The organism is Rhizobium giardinii bv. giardinii H152, assembly GCF_000379605.1.
Lineage (GTDB): Bacteria > Pseudomonadota > Alphaproteobacteria > Rhizobiales > Rhizobiaceae > Pararhizobium > Pararhizobium giardinii.
On record NZ_KB902689.1, the window covers coordinates 1 to 26571 of the forward strand.

21 protein-coding genes and 4 pseudogenes are annotated in these 26571 nt (G+C 60.8%); 6 read left to right on the forward strand and 19 right to left on the reverse strand.

What is annotated here, in order from left to right; all coding sequences use genetic code 11:
* Nucleotides 1–596, forward strand: a 596-nt coding sequence (locus A3AY_RS35760; RefSeq protein ID WP_040669084.1) for an AMP-binding enzyme, incomplete at its 5' end; no start/stop codon positions are given.
* Between the two features lie 514 nt (nt 597–1110).
* On the opposite strand, the gene A3AY_RS0121115 is transcribed toward A3AY_RS35760, so the two are convergent.
* The 6 genes from A3AY_RS0121115 to A3AY_RS0121140 all read right to left on the reverse strand — a co-directional run bounded on the left by A3AY_RS0121115 (nt 1111) and on the right by A3AY_RS0121140 (nt 13071).
* Complete coding sequence (locus A3AY_RS0121115; RefSeq protein WP_018327670.1) at nt 1111–1791, reverse strand: aspartate/glutamate racemase family protein; 681 nt, start codon at nt 1789–1791, stop codon at nt 1111–1113.
* A gap of 190 nt (nt 1792–1981) precedes the next feature.
* Nucleotides 1982–3307, reverse strand: coding sequence for an NAD(P)/FAD-dependent oxidoreductase (locus tag A3AY_RS0121120; protein WP_026203676.1), 1326 nt, complete (start codon nt 3305–3307; stop codon nt 1982–1984).
* 671 nt (nt 3308–3978) lie between these two features.
* On the reverse strand, nt 3979–4236 hold the full coding sequence (locus tag A3AY_RS0121125; protein WP_018327672.1) for a response regulator: 258 nt from the start codon (nt 4234–4236) through the stop codon (nt 3979–3981).
* Between the two features lie 834 nt (nt 4237–5070).
* Nucleotides 5071–6303: an ABC transporter substrate-binding protein gene (locus A3AY_RS0121130; protein ID WP_026203677.1), complete on the reverse strand. Its 1233-nt coding sequence runs from the start codon at nt 6301–6303 to the stop codon at nt 5071–5073.
* Between the two features lie 17 nt (nt 6304–6320).
* Nucleotides 6321–11834, reverse strand: coding sequence for a trifunctional serine/threonine-protein kinase/ATP-binding protein/sensor histidine kinase (locus tag A3AY_RS0121135; RefSeq protein WP_018327674.1), 5514 nt, complete (start codon nt 11832–11834; stop codon nt 6321–6323).
* 598 nt (nt 11835–12432) lie between these two features.
* Nucleotides 12433–13071 carry a response regulator transcription factor gene (locus tag A3AY_RS0121140; RefSeq protein ID WP_018327675.1) on the reverse strand — a complete coding sequence of 213 codons (639 nt, stop codon included), beginning with the start codon at nt 13069–13071 and terminating at the stop codon, nt 12433–12435.
* Nucleotides 13072–13503: 432 nt separating this feature from the next.
* Here A3AY_RS0121140 and A3AY_RS0121145 point away from each other — a divergent pair, with 432 nt between their 5' ends.
* The gene (locus A3AY_RS0121145; RefSeq protein ID WP_018327676.1) at nt 13504–13899 is read left to right on the forward strand and encodes a response regulator transcription factor; all 396 of its coding nucleotides are present in this window, start codon (nt 13504–13506) and stop codon (nt 13897–13899) included.
* Nucleotides 13900–13982: 83 nt separating this feature from the next.
* Here A3AY_RS0121145 and A3AY_RS40660 read toward each other — a convergent pair.
* Nucleotides 13983–14221 (reverse strand): annotated as a pseudogene (locus tag A3AY_RS40660) (glucoamylase family protein); the annotation flags it as partial.
* Between the two features lie 183 nt (nt 14222–14404).
* Here A3AY_RS40660 and A3AY_RS0121150 point away from each other — a divergent pair.
* Nucleotides 14405–14638, forward strand: a complete 234-nt coding sequence (locus tag A3AY_RS0121150) for a hypothetical protein (protein WP_018327677.1) — start codon at nt 14405–14407, stop codon at nt 14636–14638.
* 243 nt (nt 14639–14881) lie between these two features.
* Here the strand turns inward: A3AY_RS0121150 and A3AY_RS0121155 are convergent, their stop codons facing one another.
* Genes A3AY_RS0121155 through alr form a run of 3 tightly spaced genes read right to left on the reverse strand, consistent with a single transcriptional unit; the run spans nt 14882 to nt 17710 of the window.
* Complete coding sequence (locus tag A3AY_RS0121155; RefSeq protein ID WP_018327678.1) at nt 14882–15262, reverse strand: RidA family protein; 381 nt, start codon at nt 15260–15262, stop codon at nt 14882–14884.
* A gap of 33 nt (nt 15263–15295) precedes the next feature.
* Nucleotides 15296–16546 (reverse strand): D-amino acid dehydrogenase, encoded by a 1251-nt coding sequence (locus A3AY_RS0121160; protein WP_018327679.1) that lies wholly within the window; start codon nt 16544–16546, stop codon nt 15296–15298.
* A 30-nt stretch (nt 16547–16576) separates the two neighbouring features.
* On the reverse strand, nt 16577–17710 hold the full coding sequence (gene alr / locus A3AY_RS0121165) for an alanine racemase (protein ID WP_018327680.1): 1134 nt from the start codon (nt 17708–17710) through the stop codon (nt 16577–16579).
* 128 nt (nt 17711–17838) lie between these two features.
* Between alr and A3AY_RS0121170 the strand changes: the two genes are divergently transcribed.
* Nucleotides 17839–18306: an Lrp/AsnC family transcriptional regulator gene (locus tag A3AY_RS0121170; protein WP_018327681.1), complete on the forward strand. Its 468-nt coding sequence runs from the start codon at nt 17839–17841 to the stop codon at nt 18304–18306.
* 29 nt (nt 18307–18335) lie between these two features.
* Here A3AY_RS0121170 and A3AY_RS40665 read toward each other — a convergent pair.
* The 3 genes and pseudogenes from A3AY_RS40665 to A3AY_RS0121180 all read right to left on the reverse strand — a co-directional run.
* Nucleotides 18336–18564, reverse strand: a pseudogene (locus A3AY_RS40665) (integrase); the annotation flags it as partial.
* A gap of 125 nt (nt 18565–18689) precedes the next feature.
* Nucleotides 18690–19067, reverse strand: coding sequence for a type II toxin-antitoxin system VapC family toxin (locus A3AY_RS0121175; protein ID WP_018327682.1), 378 nt, complete (start codon nt 19065–19067; stop codon nt 18690–18692).
* Nucleotides 19064–19354, reverse strand: a complete 291-nt coding sequence (locus tag A3AY_RS0121180; RefSeq protein WP_018327683.1) for a type II toxin-antitoxin system Phd/YefM family antitoxin — start codon at nt 19352–19354, stop codon at nt 19064–19066. Before A3AY_RS0121180 ends, A3AY_RS0121175 begins: the two co-directional genes overlap by 4 nt.
* Before the next feature lie 145 nt (nt 19355–19499).
* Here A3AY_RS0121180 and A3AY_RS41685 point away from each other — a divergent pair.
* Nucleotides 19500–19627, forward strand: a pseudogene (locus tag A3AY_RS41685) (RHE_PE00001 family protein); the annotation flags it as partial.
* Nucleotides 19628–19679: 52 nt separating this feature from the next.
* Here A3AY_RS41685 and A3AY_RS41540 read toward each other — a convergent pair.
* From A3AY_RS41540 to A3AY_RS41215, 3 genes and pseudogenes are all read right to left on the reverse strand, one after another.
* Nucleotides 19680–19775, reverse strand: a pseudogene (locus A3AY_RS41540) (acyl-CoA dehydrogenase C-terminal domain-containing protein); the annotation flags it as partial.
* Between the two features lie 28 nt (nt 19776–19803).
* A complete protein-coding gene (locus A3AY_RS41210; protein ID WP_018327684.1) occupies nt 19804–19962 on the reverse strand; it encodes a hypothetical protein in 159 nt (52 codons plus the stop codon).
* A 3-nt stretch (nt 19963–19965) separates the two neighbouring features.
* Nucleotides 19966–20409 (reverse strand): acyl-CoA dehydrogenase family protein, encoded by a 444-nt coding sequence (locus tag A3AY_RS41215; RefSeq protein ID WP_026203680.1) that lies wholly within the window; start codon nt 20407–20409, stop codon nt 19966–19968.
* Between the two features lie 99 nt (nt 20410–20508).
* On the opposite strand from A3AY_RS41215, the gene A3AY_RS0121200 reads away from it, so the two are divergent.
* Nucleotides 20509–20820, forward strand: coding sequence for an aromatic-ring hydroxylase C-terminal domain-containing protein (locus A3AY_RS0121200; RefSeq protein ID WP_154663319.1), 312 nt, complete (start codon nt 20509–20511; stop codon nt 20818–20820).
* Between the two features lie 470 nt (nt 20821–21290).
* Here the strand turns inward: A3AY_RS0121200 and A3AY_RS35770 are convergent, their stop codons facing one another.
* From A3AY_RS35770 to A3AY_RS0121215, 3 genes are read right to left on the reverse strand one after another with little or no spacing between them, the layout of a single operon-like run.
* Entirely contained in the window at nt 21291–22412 is a 1122-nt protein-coding gene (locus tag A3AY_RS35770) for an alpha/beta hydrolase (protein WP_234913143.1), read from the reverse strand.
* A 13-nt stretch (nt 22413–22425) separates the two neighbouring features.
* The gene (locus A3AY_RS0121210; RefSeq protein WP_018327687.1) at nt 22426–25476 is read right to left on the reverse strand and encodes an efflux RND transporter permease subunit; all 3051 of its coding nucleotides are present in this window, start codon (nt 25474–25476) and stop codon (nt 22426–22428) included.
* On the reverse strand, nt 25473–26570 hold the full coding sequence (locus tag A3AY_RS0121215) for an efflux RND transporter periplasmic adaptor subunit (protein WP_018327688.1): 1098 nt from the start codon (nt 26568–26570) through the stop codon (nt 25473–25475). The genes A3AY_RS0121210 and A3AY_RS0121215 overlap by 4 nt, the downstream gene beginning before the upstream one ends.
* Nucleotide 26571: the final 1 nt, after the last annotated feature.

A 26571-nucleotide genomic window follows, 5' to 3' on the forward strand; every position in this document is an offset into this window, starting at 1 on the left:
GCGAAGGCAAGGTGATCGACGGTGCGGCCGACGGCAATCTCTGCATCACCGACAGCTGGCCGGGCCAGATGCGCACCGTCTATGGTGACCACGAGCGCTTCATCCAGACGTACTTCTCCACCTACAAGGGCAAGTATTTCACCGGCGACGGCTGCCGCCGTGACGAGGACGGCTATTACTGGATCACCGGTCGCGTCGATGACGTGCTCAACGTCTCCGGCCACCGCATGGGCACAGCCGAGGTCGAATCGGCCCTGGTCAGCCATGATGCGGTGTCGGAAGCCGCCGTCGTCGGCTATCCGCACGATATCAAGGGCCAGGGTATCTACAGCTACGTGACGTTGATGGTCGGCCAGCAGGGCTCGGAAGAGCTGCGCAAGGAGTTGATCTCCCATGTTCGCAAGGAAATCGGCGCGATCGCCTCGCCGGACAAGATCCAGTTCGCCCCCGGCCTGCCGAAAACCCGCTCCGGCAAGATCATGCGCCGCATCCTGCGCAAGATCGCCGAGGACGATTACGGCGCGCTCGGCGATACCTCGACGCTGGCCGATCCGACCGTCGTCGACGACCTGATCGCCAACCGGCAGAACGACTGACTGGAAGCGCTCTTTGCCTCACAATTCGTGGGGCGCAACACACCGTAGCGCGACCCACGGTGTTGAGCGCGAAATTGTAGCGGCGGATATCGCCGGTCACCATGGGAACTACTCCCAACGTCTTCGTCGTTGTGCCATCGAAAGCGGACGAGTGGTGACGTAGATTTTGGGAGCCGCTGCTGGGGGCGCTGCCAGACCCCGCTGATGGCAGGCCCGGACGCGGCCGGCTATCAAGGAGAGTGCGGCCCGGCAATGACGAGGAGGCGGATCGTCAATCAGTCCTGAGACTGCACGGCTCGCTGCGCCCTCGGCGAGCTCTCGCGAGAAAGGCCAGGTGAGGCTTTGCGCGCATTGTCGCACGCTGATGGCGGCCAGCCTCCCGCCGTCGCCGTCATCGCCATTGCCGGAGAAATGGTGACGCTCCTACGGGCGATCGGGCTGGAGGTTGCCCCGCCCCCAAACAATATTGCGGCAAGACTCGTCATGCGTATGTGCATCCTCTCCCGCTGTTGTCCTATCGCTGCTCTAAACGCCGTTTTACGTTTTCAACCCCAAGTCGGGGGCTTGTCAGAACTGGAACGCTGTGGCCCGTGCCCCGCATTGCACGGGCCATCGAGGCCTGCGCCAAAACGACCACATCGACCTTTTGCGACAGTTCTTCGAGAGCTTGGCGGATTTGCGCGTCATGGGCTTCGACGTCCCCGCCGGCGAGGAGTTGAAACGCTCCCTGAACAAGCCCATGGTCGATTGCTACATCCTTGCCCGCCTCGCATGCCTGGCGCTTCAGCAAATCCACTGTCGGCACCAACGTCGTGGATAAGGTCGCGAGGACGCCTATGCGGTTTCCATGCTCGACAGCAGCTTTGGCCATGCCCTCATCGATACGGAACAGCGGCACAGGGCAAAGCGGCACAATGGCATCAACTGCGGGTCCGAGGGTTGAGCATGTGACGACAATCGCATCTGCACCGGCGTCGATTGCCGACCATGTGTAGGTCGCGAGCCTTCGTTTCGTCAGATCGGATAGCGACCCGCGCTCAATGGTATCCCTCAAGAGGCTCTCGTCGAGGATCGCGAACGGCTTCCAGCCGGGCAGATGTTGTTTGGCGAGGCCCTCGAACTCGGAAACAAGGCTGGAAACAGTATGGATGAATGCCAGCTTTCTGGCAGAAGCGCTCGTCGTTCGATCTGACATATGATTTCCCCCCTCTGGTCACTGGGAACTGAGCTGGTGGAACTGGATGTCTGGGCTCATCAAGCTGCTCCCGCGCGCTAGTCCTCTTCTGGCGGCCTTCCAGCCGAAGTTTAGCAGTTTCCTCTGCTCAGTAGACGGCGCACTCTTCGGCAGCAAAGCCGAGCCGTGAGTTGCCAGAAGGACCGCTGCGTCAGAAGTCGCCAACTTCAATTTTCGATCTGTCCGTGAAGCGCGACAGTCGGAATGGGGTCGAATCAATGCTTGCCGCGTCGCCCGCGACGAGATCCGCCGCCAGATGGCCAATGCCAGGTCCGGCCCCGAAGCCGTGTCCGGAACAGCCCGCGGCGACGAATACTCCGCCAATGCTGTCCACCGGGGAAATCACCGGTACGGCGTCCGGTGTCGAGTCGATATACCCGCCCCAGGAGGACACGACGCCGGCATCGGCAACAGTGGGGAACAGGGTTCTTACCCGCGTCATGATGGTTGCCAACATCCGCTTGTCCGGAGCGGGATCGAGGACACGGATGCGCTCGAAGGGGGTCGGCCTGTCGAGATGCCAGCGACGGAGGGAGTCCGGGCCCTCGAAGAACGAGCGGCCTATGCCGATCTCGACGGCCTTCAGCCGTTTGATGAACATCGGCAAAAACGGACGGACATAGCGGATCCCCTGCGGCGTGATCTCAAGGGTCGCCCTGCCGCTGATCGCGATTGTGTAGCTGCCATCGAGCCGGCGCGTCATGGCAAAGTCGGATGTATAGACTGCCTCACCAAAATCCGGTGCAGGAGCGGTCCGCAAGGCGGTCTGACGGACGCTGGCCTGCGGCAGCGAAACGGCATGCATGCGCAGGAAAGCAGAAGCCCAGGCACCGGCCGCACATAGGACCGCGCCGGTGCGGATAGTGCCTTGCTCGGTGACGACGCCGCTCACTTGCCCATTGGTGATATCCAGTCCGCGTGCCGCGCAGTTCTGGTGAACGGTCGCGCCATGCATGCGCGCGCCCTCGGCGATCCGAGGGGCGGCAAGCGCAGGCTCGGCCTTGCCATCGTCTGCAGCATGGACACCGCCCAGCCATTTGCGACCGCCAGCCGCAGGAACGGCGGCAGCCGCTTCGTCGGCCGTAAGCATCCGCGTATTGACGTCGAACCGCCGGGCAACCTCGCGCCACTTGTCCCATTCGGCGAGCTGCTTTTGATCGGCGGTCGCATAGGTGAGCCCGCAACGGCGAAAGCCAAGATCATGTCCGATTTCTTTGGTGAGCTCCTCCCACAGCCGTAGCGCCAGATTGGCAAGCGGCAACTCACGTGCGTCACGGTTCTGCCGACGGCACCAGCCCCAGTTCCGGCTCGACTGTTCGCAGCCGACATAGCCCTTTTCGATAAGCGCCACCGACAGGCCGCGCCGTGCCAGGAAATAGGCTGCGCTGGCACCGACAATCCCGCCGCCAATTACCACGACGTCGGCTGACTTGGGTAGAGTTTCATCGCTGCTGATGTGGTGGATTAACGGGGACATGCGGGCCTCGGGTGTCAGTGATAGCTGGCAGTATCGCGAAAAGGTGCCGCTAAATGCACTGACTGCAGTGGAATTTCAGTATTTTTCACCAAATTTCGTCAGGATTCGGCAAGTAACGCAGAAAGGCACTTTTCTTATCCTCAAGAGCCTTCGTTCCAAAGATCGCTCATTGGCCCTTGAACAATAACCGGATCGCACAGGAGCCATTTTCATCGAGAGCAGGTTTGTCCTTCCAGAGGTAATTGCCGGTCAGATTCGCGTGCTCCCATGTGAGCGGGTACACAGGGCATCGAGGACACCACCGGTGCCGTTTAATGTTCAGGGGTCAGGACGCTGACGATTGCCCCGGAAGTCAGAATGGGTTCGCTGAAACGTTAGTGAACGGAGGGTATTTGTCGGGATTTCCGCGTCAACGAGGCTCCTTGCGAGATAACAGACACCGGCGAACCACGACACACAAGAGGCCTACTGAAATGCGGCCGCTCGCATAACGTTTTCGGGCGTTGCGCTGCGCTGCTCGATTGGCGAATTGTCCGATTTCAACAATTGCCAAGATTGCGGTCATCACGAACCCGGTGATGGATGCTGCTCCCCACTACATCAGGAGAAATCCATGTCCAGGGGAGAATATACAGTGGGCGAAAAGTCAACTGCCATCAACGACCAGGGCCTTAGTTAGTGTATTCGGTCTTACAGGGATCGCCGCTCCGCACAACCAGGAAACTGGAGCAGGCCTTGCCACCGTGTATCCTTCCGCATATTTCCATATCCATCATTATCAGACGGATTTTCTCGTGCTCTGAAAGGATGGAGATGGCGGCTGCGGCTGTGGTCGCGAGGAGAAACCCAACATTTTCAAGCATATCGGCGAATTCGATGCGGATGAGGGGTTCGCCGTCGACAATGAGGACCGAGTTGCCGATGCTCATGGTATGTCCCGGTTCCGCCGCTGGCACCTGACGTCGAACTCGGTCGTCGGTAAAAAGTAGATGTAAGGGTAAGGTCGAGCAAAGCTTGACGTCCAAGAAGCGCGATTGGTTGGCGCGGCCAGGTGAGACATCGGGTATTGGTCAAACTGTCCGTCCGGGCTGTTCTTAGTATCGCTTGACGCCATGAGGTCCCCAATGGCAGTGACGGGGTAGCCGCTCGGGTACTCGACAACCACTCGTTGCCGGATTTCGCGGCAATCGAGGACGCAGCAGGACGAAAACAGATATGCCCATCCATTCGGCTGCGCCGCCGCTGGCTTAGCATCATCCGCCGCTGCCGGAACAGCCGTTCCTACTGCAAAGAGAGTCGTTTGTAATGCATTCATGCTCTCTACCTCAACGGCGATTAGAGCCAGCCTGCGCGTTTCGCGGAGATCGATCTTTAACCGCTGCACAAGAGCGACCCGTTAGGGTTCTACGTCCTGAGGTACCCGTTATGTCGATCCATTCGCGGGCCGATTAGGCAAGAGGGAGACCGCGCAGTACGTTGGTTGACCATATCAATGCATTGCCGCCCCGGCTATTGGCCGGGAGGAAAGATCAGATACCAACTGGTAGGGGACGACCTATACGCGGGGCTAAGGTTATACCCCTGTTCTTCTGCATTTCCTGCGGGCCGTAGCGGAACCGTTTCCGCGAGCCGCGATGCCGACTGAGAGACATAGGCTTCTTGCGCCATTGAAAGCGTATCGGCGGACGCTCAACCAGGGCGACGGTGCAGCAGCAAGGCGAAGCGTCCGCAATCGAGCTGCCGCGCCGAAGCTCTGAAGGCAGTCAGCCTAGCACCGCCTTGATCCTTTCGGCCGCCTCGTCAAGCGCGTCTTTGGGGCTCGTCTGGCCGGTCAGGGCCGCCTGAATGGCATCCTGGATAGCCTTGGAAATCTTCGGCCATTCCGGATGTGGGCCGCGGGGCTGTGCATATTTCAGCTGTTCGAGGAAGACCTTGAGGGCAGCATCCTTGAGTGGCTGGCCGGTCTCGGCAATCGGCGTATCGGAGCGGGCGGGGAGCAGACCGAACTCGCTGAACATGCGAGCATCCTGGGATACGAAGTACTCCAGCACCTTGAAGGCCTCCTCGGGGTGATCCGTGTTGGCAAAGATCGCCCAATTGAAGTCCCCCATTGAAGAGGACCGTTCGGCACCCTTTTCCGGCACCGGCAGCAAAGTCACGCCCCAATCAAACTTCGCTTCAGCGACCATGCGGTCAAGCTCCCAGGGGCCGGAGATCGCCATGGCCGCGTTTCCTGAATTGAACGTGCCGGTTGAATCCCACTGGCCGCGAGTCAGTGTATCCGGGGACGCAAGCTTCTCGTCCAGAATCGTTTTCCAAATTTCCAGCGCCTTGACCGCGCCATCGGTGTTGATGTTCTGATAGCTGGCACCGCCCATCTGGGCCCAAGGCAGAAACTGGAAGGTGCCCTCCTCGCTCGCCTTCGCCGAAAAAGCTATGCCATAGACGTTGGCGGCCGGATCGGTCAGCTTTCGTGCCGCGTCCATCAATTCGGCCCAGGTCTCGGGTGGCTTTGCCGGATCGAGGCCCTTGGCCTTGAACATGTCCTTGTTGTAGTAGAGCGCAATCGTGTTTGTAGCCTTCGGTATACCATAGTGCTTGCCTTTCCACATGGTGGAGGCAAGCGGGCCGGGGAAGTAGTTCTCCGGCTTGATCACTGACGACTTCTCCAACATGGCGGTTAGATCAAGAAAGGCGCCGCGCGCGGCGAATAGGGCATGTTCCGGATTGTCAACGGCAATGATATCCGGCGCCTGGTCCGTCGAATAGGCGCGCATGGCCTCGCTGACCACATCGTCGAACTGAATCTGCCGGAACTCGACCTTGATGCCCGTTTTAAGCTTGTTGTATTCGGCGATTAGATTGGGCGCCGGCTGGGTATCACGGTCGAGCGCCCAGACGGAGATCGTCACGTCCTCGGCAGTGGCCGGACAATTAGAACTGACGACGCTAGCAAGCACGACAACGCCCAGCACGGCGTATTTGCGGATATCCATGGTCTCCTCCTCTTGTTTCATTCCTGCTCTGCGTGAGCGGTTTCCTCCCTTTCGACTGGCAGGGTGAAGTGAAACACGGCCCCACGAGGTACATTCGCAGTGGCCCAAAGCCGGCCCCCGTGATCCTCGATGATCGAACGGCAGATCGCCAGGCCCATGCCCATGCCGCTGGATTTGGTCGTGTAGAATGCCTCAAACAGGCGGTCCATACACCGGGGATCAAGGCCAGGTCCTGAGTCGCGCACCCGGACGACCACGGCTCCTGAGGCCTCTGTCTCGGTGATAATCGTCAATTCGCGCTCCTCCCCATTGGTGCCGCTCATCGCCTCGACGGAGTTCATAATGAGGTTGAGGATTACCTGTTGAAGCTGGACGCGATCTCCTTTCATGGCCGGCAGGCTCGTCGCGAACTCGGTGCGTAGCGAAACGCCTTGCCGGAGCACTTCGATGCGGATCAGGGCGATTACGTGCCGAACGGCTTCATTGAGATCGAAACGCCTTCGGTGAGGCGGTTCCTTCTTGACCAAGGCGCGGATGCGGCCGATGACATCGCCGGCTCGCTTGCCGTTCTCGACGATCCGGCCAAGCGCCTGAACCACCTCCTCCAGGTTCGGCGGATGGGCACCGAGCCAGCGCAAGGCGGCCTGGGCGTTTGTCACAGACGCGGCGATCGGTTGATTGACTTCATGAGCGATGGAGGCTGTTAGCTGACCCATGGTGGCGACGCGGTTTACGTGGGCCAACTGTCCCAGCGCCTCGCGCAAGGCTTGCTCGCTTTCGCGTAACGCTGTTTCCGCCCGCCGGCGATCGGTCAAATCGAGTACGAAAGAAACACCTTCGTTCCTGCTTTCCTCAAAAAGCGCACCGCCGACCAGCACAGGCAGACGACTGCCATCCTTCCGAAAGTACTCCTTCTCGAACGGTTGGACTGCCCCGATCATCTTCAGCTCTGCAACGGTCCGTGCATCGCGATCGCGCCAATCGTCCGGCGTCAGGTCCGTCCAGCATAGCCGACCGGAGGCAAGGTCCTCTCTGTCGTATCCCAGCATGTCGAGAAATGCGTCGTTGGCCTCCAGAATGCGACCTTCGATGTCCCAGACGAGAATGCCGATGATGTTAGCCTTGAAGAGGCGACGGATCTTGGCTTCGCGTTCTGCGAGGTCGCGGTACAACCGGGTATTTTCCAGCGAGATCGCCGCCTGAGAGGCAAGCAGCTTCAGAACCGCGATCCGGGTCGGCGCGAAGACCCGAGGGGCGAGGTTGTTCTCAAGATAGAGTACTCCAGTCAGTTGGCCCTGGTTGAGCAGCGGCAGGCAGAGAACGGAACGAGCATGGTACTTCAAGATGTAGGGGTCCTCGGAAAACGGGTTTTGCGCCATGGCGTCGCCGAGAACGACGCTCTCATTTGTGCGCAAGACATAGTGAAGGACCGATTCCGGCAGTGTGATCGCGGTCACGAACTCGTCGCGCACCTGCACCACCACCGAGTCGCCAGCGGTCGTGGCCTCCGCCGCGATCCGTGACTCACCCCCGCGCGACAGGATCAACAGGCCGCGCTCGGCTCCCGCCTGCTCAATGGCGGTCCGCAAGACCGTGTTGATCAACTTTTCAAGGATTATCTCCCCCGAGATGGCTTGCGACACTTTGATCACGGTGGCGAGGTCAAGTTGTTCGATCGGCGCTCCGATCGTCCTGATTGAACCGGATGAGGGCTCGTCCTCTTGCAGGTAGGGATACAATGCATCGAGTTGCTGCACCTTGCCATCAGCTCCCCAACGCCAATAGCAGTGCCGCGCATTTCGCATGTGGGCATGGGAATTGGTCGTCAAGCCACGAATTGTGTAGAACCGCGCTGCCAATTCGGATGCCAGCGCCTCGTTGTGGATCAAGCCATTGTCGCGGGCGGAGCGGATGGCCTGTTCGTAGAGACGCTCGGCCTCGAGCCACCGCCGTTTGAGGCGGGCGATCTCCGCGCCAACCAGCGCGGCACAGCTCGCGAAGTTTTCCGGGCAGTTCTCAGCCCACTCCTGGAGCTGGCAGTGATGTGCGGCCAAAATTTTGCGGTTGCGGGCTTGCTCCGCAGCGGGGGCGGCGTCGCACAACGCGGCCCGCGCCAGCGCAGCGTAGAGATGGTATTCCGCCCGCTCGAAGATTGCTGCCGACATCCAAAGAAGGCGTCCTGCTTTCGTCGCCGCCGCGACCGCTGCGGCCGGGTCGAAGGCGAAGAAACGTGCCTGCAACTTACGGATCCAATACAAGCAGGCTGCGACCGCCAGGCGCGGATCCTCCTCCAGATGCTGCTCGAACCGGACTTCATCGAACCCGGCATCGTTGAAAGAACCGAAGATCGCCGTCTGGCCGCGCAAAGTCCGCACGAGCCCGAACTGTGCGGTGATGAGATCGATGACGAGACCGAACTTCGCCCTCTGCGCGAAGTCGAGCCCGGCCCTGGCCGCGCGCTGCACTTCGGCGAGCGGATCGCCACTGGCGAGAAGTTGCGTGAGGACGTTATTGCAGCTAAAGGCCGCGTAGGTTAGGTCACCGGCCTGCAGCGCCATGTCGAAGGCGTGCCCTGCGATTGGCCGGCCCGATGGGAAATGCCGCGTAGACTGTTTCGCGAGGTTGCCAAAGGCCAGGTAAACGCGCGCCTTGAGCCGGTCCATACCCCTCTGCTCCACCATGTCAAGCCCAAGTTGGCCGAAGCGGAATCCTGCCTTGTAGTCGCCGAAAAACAGTCCGAGCACGTTGCCAACGGCAGTGTAGGCGTAGCACGATGCGTCGCCGTTTCCATGCTCCAGGCTGAGGTTCCCCATGCGGCCAATGACGAGGCAGCGCAGATTCTCGTCGGTGAACAATGCCGGCGACACGAGCGAGGTGAGGACGTCCATCGTCGCGCACGCGACCGGATCGGTCATCCGAGGCAGTTCGAGCAGCGCTTCGATCGGGCGGTGGTCGAGCTGGCGCCACATCCGCGCGTATTCCTGCCGGACATCCTCCTTCGTCGGATGCGCCGACCAAGCGACGCCAACGCGGTGCAGATAGTCGAGACCGACCCTGACAGCGCGGTCGCTTCGGCCGAGGGTCATGAAGAGATCCACCTGCAGCCGGGTGACTGTAGAAAGGTCGGGCAGGCTGATGGCGCGGCATGCCAGCTCAGCGAAGCGTGCCTCCGCTTCGCCCAGCTCGCCGGTGAGAAACTTGCATTCGGCCCGGTGGAGCTCAAGTGCGAAGGTCAGCTCATACCGGCGCTCCCACCCGGGCTCCGGCAATAGGGCCAGCCCGGTGCTGAAGTAAGTCAGGGCCGAGGCGTACGCGGTCGAGGCTTTGGCGCGCCGGCCAGCGATTAAGTTCAGTTGCGCAAGGCGCTCTCGCTCCTCGCCCGAGTCGATCAGCGCTATGCCGCGATTGAGTTGGCCCACGATCTCGAAGACACTGTCCTCAACCGCCTCCGACGGCGTGTTTGCGGCCAGCCGCCGACCGATAGCGAGGTGCGCAGCAGCCCGTTCGCCTGCAGGGATGAGCGCGTAAGCCGCCTCCTGCACGCGGTCGTGCAGGAAGTGATAGGCCCCACCCCTCCGTAAAACCAACCCGGCGCGCTCCGCCTCCGACAGGGCTGCCTCCAGAGTCACGGTGCTCTCCCGCTGGGCCAGACCGTGGGTGGCAACATCGCCAATGTTGCCCAGGCAGGCCAACTGCTGCAGGGCGTCCTGGGCCTCTTCGGGAAGGCGGCGCAACTTACCCAGCAAAAAATCCACTACGTTGTCCGTGTAACCCTTGGCGTGGATGCGGTCGATGTTCCAAGACCAGCGCGCCTGCCCTTGGCCGAAGGCGACTAGCCCTTCCTCGGCCAGGGCGGTGAGGAACTGGATGGCGAAGAAGGGATTGCCGGCGGTCTTGTCGTGCATCAGCCGGGCCAATGGCGCGGCATCGGCTGGCGTGCAATGCAGGGCATCGCCAATGAGCCGACCGAGATCCTCATGCCCGAGCGGCTTTAGCACAATCTCCTGCACCGGTGCGCCCATGCTGCGGATCGCTGCCAGCCGCCTCATCAGCGGGTGCGCTGGCGTGACCTCGTTGTCCCGGTAGGCGCCGACCAGCAGCAGGTGACGCAGCTCGGACTGGGTTACCAAGTGTTCAATCAGGTCGAGCGTCGCAGCATCGAGCCACTGCAAGTCATCGAGGAACAGCGCCAGCGGGCGCTCCGGCCTAGCGAAGACGCCGAGCAGGCGGCGCAAGACCATCTGGACGCGGCGCTGCGCGTCCTGGGGCGGCAGCTCCGGTAGCGGCGACTGCGGGCCGGTGAGCAGTTCGAACTCGGGGACCAGCGTCACCACGAGCTGGCCGTTCGGGCCAAGGGCCTCGCCAAAAGCCTCGCGCCAGGGCGCCAGCTCGGCCTCGCTCTTGCCGAGCAGGGGGCTGATCAGCCCCTGCAAGGCCTGCGCCAGACTGGCATACGGAATATCGCGCTTGTATTGGTCGGACTTGCCTGAGGCGAACAGTCCGCGGGAGGGTACGAGGATTTTATGGAGTTCGTGGACGGCGGAGGACTTGCCGATACCGGAGTAGCCGGAAACCACCACCAGCTCCGGCGCGCCACCCTGAGCAATGCGGTCAAAGGCGGCGAGCAGGACCTCGATCTCGCGCTCACGCCCATACAACTTCTCAGGAATCAGGAGTCGGTCTGGCGTGTCGTGCTCGCCAAGCGGAAAGTGATCGATGCAGCCCAGAGCCTGCCAGGCGGTGAGACAGCGCCGCAGATCGCGCTCCAGCCCGGCCGCGGTCTGGTAGCGCTCCTCGGCCGTCTTCGCTAGAAGTTTCATGATGATCGCTGAGAGGACGCCGGGCGCCTCCTTCAGCCGCTCATTGGGCGACAACGGCTTCCTTGCGAGATGACAGTGCACCCATTCCATTGGATCGCCAGCTGCAAACGGCAGGACGCCGGTGAGCATCTGGTAATAGGTGACGCCGAGTGCGTAGAGATCACTGCGAGAGTCGACCGACCGGTTCATGCGGCCGGTCTGCTCAGGCGCCATGTAGGCGAGCGTTCCGGCGATGGTCTCGGGCGGGTCAGCGGCCTGCCATTCTCGAGAGCGGCGAGAGGTAATCCCGAAGCCGATCAGCCGAACCTCCTCAGTCTCGCCGTTCACGATAATATTGCCCGGCTTGATGTCCTTGTGGACGAGACCGCTCTGGTGAACTTTGCCGAGAGTCGAGGCGATGGCGATTGCGATGCGCAAGAAATTTCCGACCTCCATGGGGCCGTCGAGAAGCCGGGCGAGCGGCACGCCGCCGGGGTCCTCCAGGACCAGCATGGTGCAACCGCCTTCGCGCACCATCTCGAGCGGCCGCACGGCCCATGCACCGTCCAGATCGTCCCTCAGTTCATATTCGTGGGCGAGGCGATCGAGGCTTGCACGCGTTCGATGCGCTGCGGCAGGAAGGACGGTCAGCACAGCGTTCCACTGGCCGCCGGCACCTAGACGCCGGCCGCGGGACAGCACGCGTTCGCCATCCTCCCACAAGAGCTCCAAGCTGCTATCTCCGTCAGCGACGAATCGAGAGGAGGTGTTCAATTGCCGGATTCGGTCACCAAGCAAGCGCCCACAAGATTTGTCCGCCTAGTTTGGCCACAGCGAGTGTGAACGCAATCTTTTACCACACACGACGTAGTATGACGATTTCTTTCTGTCATCTGGCGCTGTCGGTCCTGACGCGTGGAGCAACACTGAACGCACGGGCCGACGGGTCGTGTTGGCCCCTAAAATAAGGCGCTTCAGCTCACATCGACACCGCTGGTTGGCTGGCGAATGGTTCACGCTATGTGCATTGACCTTCCGTCGCACCTATCCGCATGGACATCGCGCGTGCGCTCTTAGATGCCGGCTAGCGGTCGACGAGGCGAAAGCAGCAGCCGCAGGTTCGGGTCTCGCCGCGGCGCCGAATTGCTTTCGGTTCTGCCGGGAAAAAGCCCCGCCCAGCAAGGGGCGGGGTCAAATTGGAGGCCGGTTGCTGAGCCCCCTGGGAGGAGATTTCTGACCATAACAGTAGGCTTCCCACCTGACTATTGGTCGGGAGGAAAGTTCGGGTATCAAAGAGGAGGGAATAACCTATACGCGGGCATAAGAGCCTTTATACCTGCCTAAGCGGTTTTTTGGGCGCAAAGTTCAGCTTGTCAGCCATTCGCGCGAGTTCGGGCAAGGACTTGGTCCCCATCTTCTGCATGACCTGGCTACGGTGAACCTTCACGGTAATCTCGCTCACACCGAGATCTGCGGCGATTTGCTTGTTCAGCCGTCCAGTTACGACCAACGCCATTACCTCGCGCTCTCGGGGGGTCAAGCTCTCGAAACGCGCGCGCACTGTCGCCAATGCCTTTTCACTTTCAAGCCAAACGCGGTCACGCTCCAGGCCGAGGTGAACAGCGTCGAGCAAATCCTGATCGCGAAACGGTTTCGTCAGGAACTCGACAGCACCCCCTTTCATCGCCCGGACAGACATTGGAATGTCGCCGTGCCCGGTGATGAAGACGATCGGCAGCTGAATATTTTCTCGCGACAGCTCGAGCTGAAAATCAAGACCGCTTTGCCCTGGAAGCCGGACATCAAGCACAAGACAGGCCGGCCCGTTGGGTCGTCCGGTCTTGAGGAAGTCGCCCACCGAGTCGAGGAGGCTGACGGCAAAGCCTACTGAACGCAAGAGGCTGTCGACCGCAGAACGGATTTCCGGGTCATCATCTATGACGATCACGGTTGCTGGCGCCTCGACCATCGTCAGAGCTCACCAAGGTGAATCGGCGTTTTGGGAGATGTGCTGTCTTCACCAACTGCAACCGCAGCGGGCGACGCCCAACAAGCAAAGCGCCAATGACGCGCTGAAAACACTCCTCCTCTCCTTCGTCAATGCCGAGACGGGATTCCTTCCTACACCAGAATGCGCGCTAATCCCCTCAGCCACAAGACTAAATGCGAAGGGTCCAGCCACTCCATGAGAGCGTTCGAAGGTTACAGCCCGCCATGCATCGCGGCCTGCCGTAAACGTCGGACAGGTATTGCAAGCTTTCGGCTGTGCAGGTCTTAGACAATCTATACGATTGTATAGCTTGCGATATCGCTGTCGCCCCTGCATACTAATTCATCTAGTCAAGCACGCCACAACGCCGGAATTCGGCACGATGCTGATCGGCGAGTTCGGGAGGCGGCAGTGTCAACCAACAGACCTCTGATTGCGATCGTCGAAGACGACGAGTCGATGCGCGATGCTATCAAGGGACTCATAAGGTCGCTGGGATTTGACGCGGAGACATTTTCATCCGCCGATGATTTTTTGACTTTCCCCCATTTCAACCGCACAGGCTGCCTGGTGACAGACATCCATATGCCCGGGATGAGCGGGCTCGATCTGCACCGGCGCCTCGTCGCCTTGGGCAGAAGCGTTCCGACAGTTCTGATCACGGCGTATCCGGATGAGAATGTGGGAGCGCCTGCATTGGGCGCGGATATCGTCGGGTGCCTGACAAAGCCTTTTGGCGAGCAAGATTTGCTTGATTGCATCCGCTCTGCGCTGGCTCGCAGTCGTGGCGGCGAAAACGGTTCGTGATCCGCACGACCTTCCTAGGCAAAGCGCTCTCCACCATCAGGTCCGAAGGGGCGCCACGGGCGATATAGTCGAAGAACTCCGATACGCCATCGATCCTCTTGCGGGCGCCAGCCATGTGTTAATGTGGCGCCGTTGTCGCAAGCCCATCTGCAGTCGGCTCGCTCATAGAGCGTCTTCGCGAGCTGACGGATTTCTGCCAGCTGTATCGCAACCGAAGTATGGCGCTGCAGTTAAAGCGCTCAGCAAACAGGAATGCCGAGTCGATGGTGGACAATTCGCATTGCCAGGTGCGGCGGCTCGTTTCGATCTCCGGAAAGCGATAGGGGAGGTCTGACCCGACAGGCACCGACATCCTCGGGGTGTAATGAGGCTAAACCAAAGGAGGAAATGAGCATCCTAGAATTCAGAAATCCCTCCCTGGAGGATCATGGACTGAGTTAACTCCTGGGACTAGCCTCAAGGGTACCAACAATGCCCCGCAGCGATAACCCGGAGGAAGCATAGCATGACGATCATCCGAGAGGAGAATGATCCAGCCATCGAAGAACTCATGAAGGATGCAATAACCAGTTACATGCTGGACAGTTTCGAGATCGAGGATCGACTGAAGGCAATCGTCCAGAAAATCGCCGTCGAATTGCTTGCCGCAGAATTAGCTGCACTGAGGCACAAGGCTGCAAAGGCAAGGGGGTCGTTTCTCCAGGTCGGAGAAGTGCCCGCGGCGGCTCTCATCGGCTGAGGAATTCCAGCCTGTAGCGCAGGGGCAGCCCGTCCCGAGCGCCGGCGCCTTCTAGCCGACTTTGCAGGGCAAGCCGCCCGTTGCTCGCGACATACCAGCGTCAGGCGCGCACTTTTATGGACGTTCATTGGGGAGTCCGCTCCCTCTTCGAATGAAAACCCCAGAGCTTCTACACCCAGGGCAGACTGCCTAAGCACGGGCCTCTCATTGTTCCACGTCCCTCTACTCCGATTGCGATCTCTTTCAGATTGAGGCGATGACGGCCTCGATCTCGACCTTCGCGCCTTTCGGCAGCGCCTTTACTTCATAGCAGGCGCGGGCAGGGTAGGGGGGCGAAAAGAAACCGGCATAGACGCGGTTGACCTCGGAAAAGTCGCTGAGATCGGTCAGGAGAACCGTCGTCTTCACCGTCTTCGACAGTTCGGTACCCGCGGCCCTTGCGATAACCGCGAGGTTCTTCAGGCATTGCTCAGCCTGGGCCACGGCGTCTGCCGAATTGAACTCACCCGTGGCTGGATCGATCGGCAGCTGTCCGGAGACGAAGAGCAATCCGCCGACCTTGATCGCCTGGGAGTAGGGGCCAACAGCGCCCGGTGCGTCGATGGTCGAAACCTGTTCAATCATTAGTTCAGTTCTCCATAGGTTTAGGTGAATTGGTCAGGCGTAGCGGCTGATGGCGAGGTCTACGGCGTCGATCTCGGGTCTTCGGCCGGAAAGGAGATCCGCAATGACGCACGCCGAGCCCGAGCTCATCGTCCAGCCAAGCGTGCCGTGTCCGGTATTGAGGAAGAGGCCTGCAATCTTGGTGGGGCCGATGACCGGCGTCCCGTCCGGCGTCATCGGGCGCAACCCTGACCAGAACAAAGCCTCGCTTACATCGCCACCAGGAAAGAGGTCCATGACGGAATGTTCTAGCGTGCGGCGGCGGGCCTGGGTAAGATCGTTGGTGTATCCGGAGATTTCCGCCATGCCGCCGACGCGGATGCGGTCGCCAAGCCGCGTGATGGCGATCTTATAGGACTCGTCCATGATCGTTGATTCCGGCGCGCGCGAGGCATCGGTAATCGGGATCGTCAGCGAGTAGCCTTTGACAGGGTAGACCGGCAGCTTGACGCCGTAGCGCTTGAGGAGGAGTGGCGAATAGCTGCCTAGTGCCACGACAACAGCATCGGCTGGGAGCCTTTCCGAGTTGGTCATGACACCCCGCACCCGGCCGGCCTCGACATCCAATCTGTTGACTTCAGTGCCCCAATAGAAGCGAACGCCACGCTGTTCGGCCTTCTTCGCGAGTGCATTGGTGAACTTGAAGCAGTCACCAGTTTCATCCTTCGGCGTCAGCAGACCGCCCGCAATCTTGTCGCGCACGTGAGCAAGTGCCGGCTCCGCCCGGACGCAGCCGTCGCGATCGAGAACCTCATACGGAACACCGTCGGCGGCGAGCGCCTTGACGTCTTTGCCGGACCCGTCGAGTTGTGCTTGCGTGCGAAAGAGCTGCAGTGTCCCCTGCATCCGCTGGTCATATTCGATGCCGGTCTCTTCGCGCAGAGCGGCAAGCGAGGACCGGCTATAGTCCGCGAGGCGGAGCATGCGGCTCTTGTTGATGGCATATCGCTTTGAAGTGCAGTTCGAGAGCATCTTTGCCAACCAGCAGAGCATGGCTGCGTCCACCTTCGGCCGTAGGATCAGTGGCGCATGCTCCATGAACAGCCATTTCATCGCCTTCAGTGGAATGCCCGGCGCCGCCCAGGGCGAGCAGTAGCCGAAGGATACCTCGCCGGCATTGGCGAAGCTCGTTTCGAGCGCTGGGCCTTTCTGCCGGTCGATGACCGTTACCTCATGGCCGGCTTTCGCCAGTTGATAGGCGGAGGTGACGCCGACGATTCCGGCCCCAAGAACTAGAACTTTCATGATGTCCCCAATGATCGAGCCGCAATGGCCCTAGCGGTACTGTCGGTGGTAGCGATCACCGAGATTGGTCAGGATTTCATAAGAGATGGTGCCGGCATCGCGGGCCACATCTTCGATGGTTTGATGTGGACCGAGCACCTCGACCAGACTTCCCAGAGTCAAAGTCCCTTTGGGCAATGCGGTGATGTCCAAGGTGATGCTGTCCATGGAAACGCGACCGACAATCGGCAGGCGCGTTCCCTTGTAGTAGACCGCACCTCGACCGCTCAGGCTCCGGGGCAATCCATCGGCATAGCCCGCAGCGATGGTCGCAACGCGGGTTTCTTTGTCCGCGATGTGAGCCCCGCCGTACCCGATCTTTGCGCCCGCGGGAACGGTACGCGTCTGCACGACAGCGACGTCCATTCTGACCACCGCCTCCATCGGGCTCGGCTCCCCGGCCATCGGGCCGCCGCCGTAAAGCGCGATGCCCGGACGGGCGAGCGCTCCGTGGTATGGCTTCCCGAGAAAGATGCCGCCGGAATTAGCGAAGCAGATGTCGAGCCCCGCGAATTCCTCGGAGATACGCTTCATTTCAGCAAGCTGGTCATCGTTCTGGTCGCTGCCAAACTCATCCGCCGAGGCCAAGTGGCTCATAATGAACAGGATCTCGATGTTGCCTTGCCCCGCCAGCTCCGACGCCAGAGCGCTGCGCTCTTCGGGGGGAACGCCAGGTCGCGACATCCCGGTGTCCAACTGCACAACGGCGGGAAGCGTGCGCTTCCAGCGCTTTGCTGTCGCTAACCAGCGTCTCCACTGCTCTAGCGAATTCAAAATCGGGATAATTTCACGTGCAGCGCAGGCTTCCTCATTGCCCGGCTGCAAACCGTTCAGAACGAAGATCTTTGCATCCGCCGCCAAAACGGGACGCAGTTTCACTGCTTCGTCAAACTGCGCGACGAAAAAGTGCCGGCAGCCTGCTTTATAGAGAGTGGGGGCAAGGCGTAGCGCGCCAAGACCATAGGCGTCAGCTTTTACGACAGCGGCGGTTTGAGCTGGCGCCACGAGGGCGCACAGCTTGGCGTAGTTGCGAGCCAGTGCCAAGAGATTGATGGTGAGGTAGCCAGTAGCGCCCTCGTTCAAAATGCCCGCTTCGGTTTCCGGCGAACTAGCAACGCGCCCCATTTCCATCTCCCCTTATCGTGGAGCGAGTCTATGAAATAATCAGCGAAATTGTTTGCACATCTGTCGCTGATGCTTTCAAAAAGGGCGGTTTGGGCGCACATTCAATCACATTTGCGGAGATTCATTTCATGATGGCTTTGGACAATATCGATCGAAGCATTTTGCGATTGCTTCGGGTCGACGCGCGAGTTAGCAACGCGAAGCTTGCAGGGGAAATCGGGCTTTCGCCATCGGCTTGTCTGAGGCGCATCAAGCTGATGGAGAAGGCGGGTGTCATTCGCGGCTATACGGCACTGATTGACGCGACGCAGTCGGAGTCAATGATCGCGGTGATCATCAACATCACGCTCGAGCGGCAAACGGAGGAGTACCTGGACAGATTTGAGGCAGCCGTTCGCCGTCACCCCGAAATCAGGGAGTGCTATCTGATGACCGGTGGATCAGACTACATGCTGAGGGTGGACGTCGAGAACGCAGGAGCATTCGAGCGAATTCACAAAGAGGTTCTGTCCACCTTGCCCGGTGTGCTGCGCATACATTCGAGCTTTTCAATCCGGGATGTTCTGGCAGCGCGCTCGAAGCAGCGACGCAACTGACTACTCCAGAGCATGGCGGCGGCGGCCAGGAGAGGGCTACCAGTTGCGGCGAGCGACCAGGCCTCCAATAGGCGCGGTCGAAGGTGAGCGCGAAGCGTGATTTGCCCCATGCCTTCGTTGACGAGGCTTCAGTGTTTCGACATCCTGGTCGGTCAACAACTCGGCGAGTTGTCACGGCGGTCGATCGGCAGCACTGCGGCGATGGTGTCCAGAGCCTTCGGCGCGGCTGGTGACGGATGCAGATTGCGTGACGCTCATCGCGGCGCCCCGCTCGAAGGCGGTGAGCAGGCAACAGGCGGTCCCCGGCGGAGGACCCATGCGTTTGGTTCTTCGAAATGTTCCACTGCATCCTCGACGTCAGCGAGTATCATCATCCCGACCCCTTACCAGACCCGTTGGTGCAGCACCGCATCGAAGGCGATGTCGAGCGACACAAAGTCGCAATGTTCCAGACGCGCTTGGGCCGCAAGAATGCGATCCCAGGGATCGCGATGCTCCCAGTCGAAGGCGGCCGCTAGCTCCGCATGCAGATCCGTGATGGCAAGCGTCTGCAAGCCGCTGGCTGCGACGGCGGCACGCAGCTCCTGCGGCTTCAGATCGAGCTTCTTCAGGCGCATCTTGTTGTCGAGCTCGTAGAAGGATACGGCGCTAACGAGGACGGTGTTGGCCTTGTCCTCGATCAGTGCTCGGGCTTTTCCGGAAAGCCGGTTGCTCCCGATCGTCCACCAGTAGAGGGCGTGGCTGTCGATCAGCACCTTCATGGCTTGGGCTCGCCGTCGCTTCGTTCGCCCCGCCAGATACCCACATCGTCGTTCCAGTCGCCGGCATCGATCGCTGTCTGCTCGCTGTCGACCTCGTCGAACAGATCGTCGGGCAGGCCGCGCTGGCGCAACAGGCCGAACGGGCGTTTACCCTCGTCGGCCGGGCCGATGCGAGCATAGATCTCATTGCCACGCATAATGACGATCTCTTCGCCCTTGTTGGCACGTTCAAGCACCTCGGCGAAATTTTTCCTCGCTTCACTGATCTTGTAGTGGGTTTGCGGCATCGAACCCTCCGATGTTAGGCTCGATTGCCTATATAACATCGCGCTTGAGTATGTACAAGTCGGTTGTACATACTCTTTCCGATAGTGAATATTCTTCGATAGTTATGACGCCAACGGGTAATCATCCATGTGAGGCACAGTTAAGGTTGCTCTAGGCTGGATCGAACGATCGCATTTCACAGATGCCTGCGCCTCGCGGTGGATCGACGTCCAACTCGTCCTTCACGACGCCAACCCGTCCGCAGCCCGACGCACGAAGACACCATGCAAAGAAGCGGGCAAGGACAAGCTTGCGCTGCTTCAGCGGAGTAGTCGCGCCGGCGGCTACCGCAGCCTTTGAAGCCATGCGCACCCACAGCCAGCCGAACGAAACGAGCGCGAAAAAGCGCAGGTAGTCGGTGGCGCTTGCTTCGGCCTCCATCTGATCGCCCGCTTTTGCAGGTCCTCCGTCAGTTTTTCCAGGCGGCCAGGGCGTGGTCGACTGCGGTTTTCACCGCGACGAGTTCAGCCGGTCCCGCGGTGGCCGCCAGTTCGTCTCGCACCAAGGCGAAGAAGCTGCGCGCCACGTCGCCGTTTTCCATCGGCAGTTTGCGTCCGACGAGGTCCATGGCCTACACGCCATTTGTTCCCTCGTTGATCTGGGTGATGCGGGCGTCGCGCACATATTGCTCCATGCCCCATTCGCGGATGTAACCATGGCCGCCGAACACCTGTTGCGACATGACGGCGATCTCGAAGCCGAAATCGGTGAAAGCGGCCTTCACCACCGGCGTCAGTAGGGCGACGAAGCCGTCTGCATTGCGGCGCACAGCGGCGTCCGGATGTCGATCGGCCGTGTCCATCTGCAGAGCGGTCCAGACGGCAAGGGCGCGGCCCGCGTCGGTGAGCGCCCGGCCGGTGAGCAGCATCTTGCGAACGTCTGCATGGTCGATGATCGCCATGCCCGGATAAGTGGTCGGCTCGTAGAGGAGGATGTCATCGGTCGGCTCGGGCAACGGCGACCCGTCCGGGATGACCGCTGCCGACTGGTAGCGATAGCCATACTCGACGTTCAACTCATTCGCTTCGATGCTCAGGCGTCGGATGGCGCGAAGCGCCCCGCTAGCCCCTTGCCACACGCATGGCTCGACGATGAATCCGGCCAGCGGCTGGCCATGAAGGATCTCGTCAAACCAGGCCGCTTTCTGCTGATTGCTGGCGAAGAAGGGCAGAACTGGTGCGCCGCGGCAGCAGCGCTGGTCGCGGCGAACGACCTGCCAATCGATACGGTCCGCATTGGCCATATTGATGGCGACCTGTTCGATCCGCGCCTGGCCTGGGCACAATTTCGCGGCATCTCGGAAAAGGGTGCGGTGCTGGTCAGGCCCGACCGGGTCGTATGCTGGCGCCACGTCGGAGCCTCCCGGGATCCGCTGGCCGCACTGAGCGGTGCCACTTGGGGCAGCGCTGGATCGCAGCTTTCGTGAGGGAGTGACGAAGACGCCGGAACTTGCTCGAGCCAAGTGACCAGGGATAACGCGATGCCACTCGACAATTGAGAGGCCGGAACAGGCGATCGCCCCGTTGCGTCAATTGGGTGCACGCGTCGGACGGTCGTCAGATCGCGCGCAAGCTTGCCGCGCGATCTCTTCCCTTACAAAGAGGCCGGTTGCGCCCGCGGACCTGGCATTGACGGCGCAACCGGCGCAGCCAGGATCGTCGGAATCTCCAGATTCGACCGGAGCCCCGGAGAGCAATGCCGCACTTTCGGGACCTTCCCACTCTGGAGGCAGAGCTGGGCGACGCACTCATCGCGGAACTGAGCGAGCGTTTTGAGCCCGCCCGTTTGGCCGTCGACGATCCGCTGACACGCATGGCCACGGCCGTGACCATATTGCTCCGCGACCTGGCCGCCGCGCCGACGCAGGCACGTCTCGCCGCCCGCGCAGCGGTTATGCTACCGGACGTCGCCCAGGCGGTCCAGGCTCGACTGCGGGGGGGATCTCAAGCTCGCATCGTCGTCGCCCTTGTCGAGCAGGCTTCGTAGCGCGCCGGCTAGGCAGAACACAACGCTGCCGGACATCGTGCGCGCCGTTTTGCGTGCCATGGGGTGCACGCCAGACGACGCGGCGGAATGGCTTTTCGGAGCGGGCAGGATCGATGCGACCGCCGTAACGGCGAGGTCAACCGACCCGACAGCCAGCACGCCGGCCGATGTCAGGATCGTGAAGTGCGGTCGCTTCGGTCCCATCTCGACGAACTGGCGGCGAAACACGTCGATGTCGATATCCGGCGACGCGAGAACGACATTCTTGACCTTGGCCGGTATCGATCTTTCCCGCATCGAGACACCGCGCAAGGCCTCTGCGGCGAGCCATGCCCCCATCGAATGCGCGAGAATCGTCACGTCCTCGACATCAGGGCTTCTGGCGGCCTGTAGAATAAGATCCTCCAAGGCTCGCCGCGAGTAGTTGGCGCTTTCCTTGTCATAAAGGTAGTCAAACACGCGCGCTCTCGAAGGCCAGGTGAAGAGAACCGGAGTTGCATCGGTGCCTGAGTCATGAACGATCTGGGCCAAACGAAAGACGGCATCGGCATAGGTGTTGTTGAAGCCGTGCACAAAGATGACGACCTGACGTTTCGCGTTTCTGTTCTTGCGAAACCACTGGAGGACCTGGCCTTCGGATCCGGCTTTGTCGATCTCGAGCACCGCGAATTCTTTCTCGGGGTTCGCCGGCACGCGGGAGGGCCACTGGACGTTTCCAACCTTGCGGTTTCGATCCGGCGGGACCGACACGACGACGGTGTTGAGGGAGATCGCCGTTCCGCGCTCGCCGGAATAGACTTGGCCGGGTTTTTCCGAAGGCCTGCGTGTTGTCGCGACCAGCATGTCGACGCGGCTCGCATCGCTGGCGGACGCGGCCAGAGGTTGAAGGACGTTCTCCACCCGCGCCGCGCAGCCGTTGACAACCAAAGACAGGACGACGAGCACCGGGAGCGCCCGGTCTCGCGCTGAGATCGGCCGCGCGCGGCCGATCCGTTGCCAGACGCGAAAGCTTCGCGGGGCGTTCAAGCTCATGTCACCCGCCATATCAATGCTGCTCGACTTCACGCGGGATCCGGAACCAGGCGACATAGAGCGCCGGCAGGAACAGAAGCGTCAAGGCCGTTCCCACGACGATACCGCCCATCATAGCATAGGCCATGGGTCCCCAGAATATTTCGTGGGAGATCGGTATCAGAGCCAGAGTGGCCGCCGCCGCCGTCAGCATGATCGGCCGCATGCGGTGTTCGGTCGCTTCCACCACCGCCATCCATGGCGTCTTTCCGGCTGCCCGCAATTCCTCGATCTCCACGATAAGAATGACGGAGTTGCGGATAAGGATGCCGACCAGCGCCAGCACGCCCAGGAGCGCGACGAAGCCGAGCGGGGCGTTGCTGGCAAGCAGAGCCGCCACGACACCGATGAGCGCCAACGGGGCAACCGAGAAGACCAGGAAAAGCCTGTGGAAGCTCTGTAGCTGGATCATCAACAGCGTCGCCATGATGAGGAACATGGCCGGCGCCACCGTTGCAATTGGACCCTGCGACTTGGCGCTTTCCTCCACCGCACCACCGACTTTGACGGAATACCCGATCGGTAGCGTCCTTTCGAACGCGGCAACCTTGTCGGAGAGTGCCTTGACGATGGTCGCCGGTTGCGTCGCATCGGCGATCCCGGCCTTGATCGTGATGGTCGGAACCCTGTCGCGGCGCCAGATCGTCGGCTGTTCGAGCTCGTAGCGGAAGGTGGCGACCGACGACAACGGAACGGACTGGCCGCTGCTGCTCTGCAGTTGCAGGTCGAGCAGCGTATCGATCGACTCGCGCTCCTTTTCAGCGGCACGGCCGATCACATCGACCAGATAGATGTCATCGCGGACCTGCGTCACAGCGTTGCCCTGCACGACGGTATTCAGCGCCATGGCGATGTCCTGGGAGGAGACGCCGAGCTGCCGCGCCTTGTCCTGCAACACGTCGATCTTCACGACGCGGGCCGGTTCATTCCAGTCGAAGGCGAGATTCTTGAGCGAAGGATATGTGCCGACAACAGACCCAAGTTTCTGTGCCAGGTCACGCACCGTTTGGAGATCCTCGCCGGACACGCGATACTGGATCGGCTTGCCGACCGGCGGTCCGATTTCCAAGAGCTTCACATAAGCGTCGGTTCCGGGGAAAGTCTTCTGAAGGTAGGCTTCCACTTGCCGCTTCAAGCTGTCGCGCTCGTCGAGTCCTTTGGTGACAAGGATTGTCTGCCCGAAGGCAACGTCAGCCGGCTGCACGTCGAAAGAAAGGATAAAGCGTGGTGCGCCTCTTCCCACATAGGTCGACCAGTGCTCGACCGCTGCATTGCCCGCCAGCATTTCGCGCTCGAACTGAGCCATCTGCCGGCTGGTCTCGGCAATCGAGCTGTTCTGCGGCAGGTTCCAGTCGACGATCAGTTCCGGCCGGTCGGAGCTCGGAAAGAACTGCTGCTGAACCATGGACAGGCCGGCGATCGATGCTGCGAAGAGAGCGACTGTGGCGATGATTGTCATCCATCGCCAGCGCAGGCAGAACTGCAGCATCCGCGAGAAAGCCCTGCCAAACCAGCCCTTGTGTTCGGAATGCTTCTTCATCGTCTTCGGCAGCAGGGTCACGCCTATGAGGGGTGTGAACACCACGGCAACGATCCAGGAGACAATGAGCGAAACGGCAATGACAACGAAGAGGGTGAAGGTGAACTCCCCGGCGCTGCTCTTGTTGAAAGCGACCGGTATGAAGCCCGCGACCGTCACGAGCGTGCCGGTCAGCATCGGAAAGGCCGTGGACGTATAGACGTAAGTGGCGGCCTTCTTGAGACTATCACCCATCTCCAGCCGCGCCACCATCATCTCGACCGCGATCATGGCGTCGTCAACGAGAAGACCGAGCGCGATGATGAGCGCGCCGAGCGAAATTCGCTGCAGCGAAATGTCGAAATAGAGCATCACCACAAAGGTAATGGCGAGAACGAGTGGGATTGCGACCGCCACGACCAGGCCGGCCCTTAAGCCGAGACTGATGAAACTGATTGCCAACACGATGGCGACCGCTTCGAACAGGGCCTTCGTGAAGCCACCGACTGCCTCGTGAACCACTTCTGGCTGGTCGGAGACCTGTTCGACCGAGACGCCGACCGGGAGGTCCTGGACGATTCCGCTCATCGTCTTTTCGAGCGCTTCACCGAAGGCGAGCAGATTGCCACCCGTTTTCATACCAATCGCGAGCCCGATCGCCGGCTTTCCGTTGAAGCGGAAAAGCGAAGTCGGCGGGTCTTCATAGCCGCGGGTGATCGAGGCGACGTCCGTCAGCGGAAAGAAGCGGTCATTGACCTTCAGATTGATCCCGCGCAACGTGTCTTCGGAGATGAAGCGTCCGCCAACCCTCAAGGCGACGCGTTCCGGTCCCGTTTGGACAAACCCGGACTGGGTGACGGCGTTCTGCGCCTGCAGCGTGGCAATGATGTCGGCGCGGTCGATACCGAGGGCAGCGATCTTACGGGTGGAGAATTCGAGGTAGATCACCTCTTCCTGCGCACCGACGATGTCGACCTTGCCAACGTCCGGTATCTTGAGGATCTGCGTTCGCGCGTCCTCCGCGAAATCGCGTAGTTCCCTATGACTGAGTCCGTCGCCGGTGAGGGCAAAGATATTGCCGTAGACGTCCCCGAACTGGTCATCGAAGAACGGACCGACAACCCCCTGGGGGAACTGGTGCTTTACATCGTCAATCAGGTTGCGCACCCGCGCCCAGGTGGGCTTTACGTCCCCCGCATTCGTTCCCGGCAGCAGATCGACGAAGACGATCGTCTGACCAGCGGTCGTGATGCTGCGCGTGTGCTCGAGATTGTCGAGTTCCTGCAGCTTCTTTTCGATGCGGTCGGCAACTTGCTCGGTCACTTCCTGGGCCGAGGCGCCGGGCCACTGAGCCTGGACGACCATCGTCTTGACGGTGAACGATGGATCCTCTTCACGGCCAAGGCCGACGTAGGCATAGGCACCCGCCACCGCGAAGATGATCATGAAATACCAGACGAGCGAGCGATGCTCGAGCGCCCAGTCCGAGAGATTGAACTTACTCATGGGAGCAGCTCCTGTTCGAGTTTCACCTTCTGTCCATCGGCAAGTTCATTGACCCCGGCGACGACGACTTCTTCGCCCTCCCGCAGCCCCGACCTTATCCTGACAGACCGGGCACCGGCGGCCGGGGCCTCGAGCTGGACCGGTCTCGACGTGACAGTTCCCGTCGAATGATCGACGACCCAGACGTGTTCTGCGCCATCCCTGTCAGCGATGGCGGCGATCGGCAGCGCGATTGCTCGTTTCTTTCCGTCAGCCACAAGCGTCGCGGTCACCACCGCACCGAGGCGGAAAACCTCCGGTGCCTGATCCACGGCGATCTTTAGTCTGTGGGTGCGGGTATTGGGATCTGCCTGCGGCGCGATCTCGCGCACGATTCCGGAGGTCCGTAGCGTCGGGTCGAGCTGGAGGGCGATGCTGAACCGGTCATTCAGCCGAACGGATCGAAATTGCGCCTCGGGGACATCGACGACCACATCGCGGTTTTCAAGACGGGCCAGTCCGAGGACCGGCTGGCCCGCCGCGACCGTCTGACCCATTTCTCCGAAGGTGGCCGTAACGACACCGTCGAACTCCGCCCTCAACTCAGCATAACCAAGCTGCTCATGCGCCTTGGCGAGGCTGGCTGTGGCTTTTGCAACATTGGCCTTGGCCGATTTCAGTTGCTGCTCGGCGAGATCCCGATCGGCAATGCTGCCGGCGCTTATGCGGGCGAGAGTCCGCTTGCGCCTTTCGGTCAGGGCAGCGTTATCGAACTGCGCCTGGGCATCGCGCAAATCGGCTTCTGCGCTCCTGACGGCAAGCCGGAGGCTCAGCGGATCGATCTCGGCAACGACATCACCTTTCAGCACGAGATCGCCAACATCGACCTTGCGCGATACAATTCGTCCGAGGGTGCGGAATGCAAGGTCGGTCTCGACGCGTGCTCGTACAACTCCGGGCAAACTCGCCGTTTGCTCCTGCTCGGCTGTTGCTGCGACGGATTTGACAGGACGGGGGGGCATATTCTCCCCGGCGATCGAGTTTTGCTCGCAGCCGACAAGGAGCGTGATCGACAGAAAGAGTGGAATAGAACTATACCAGCGGTTAAGGGTCATC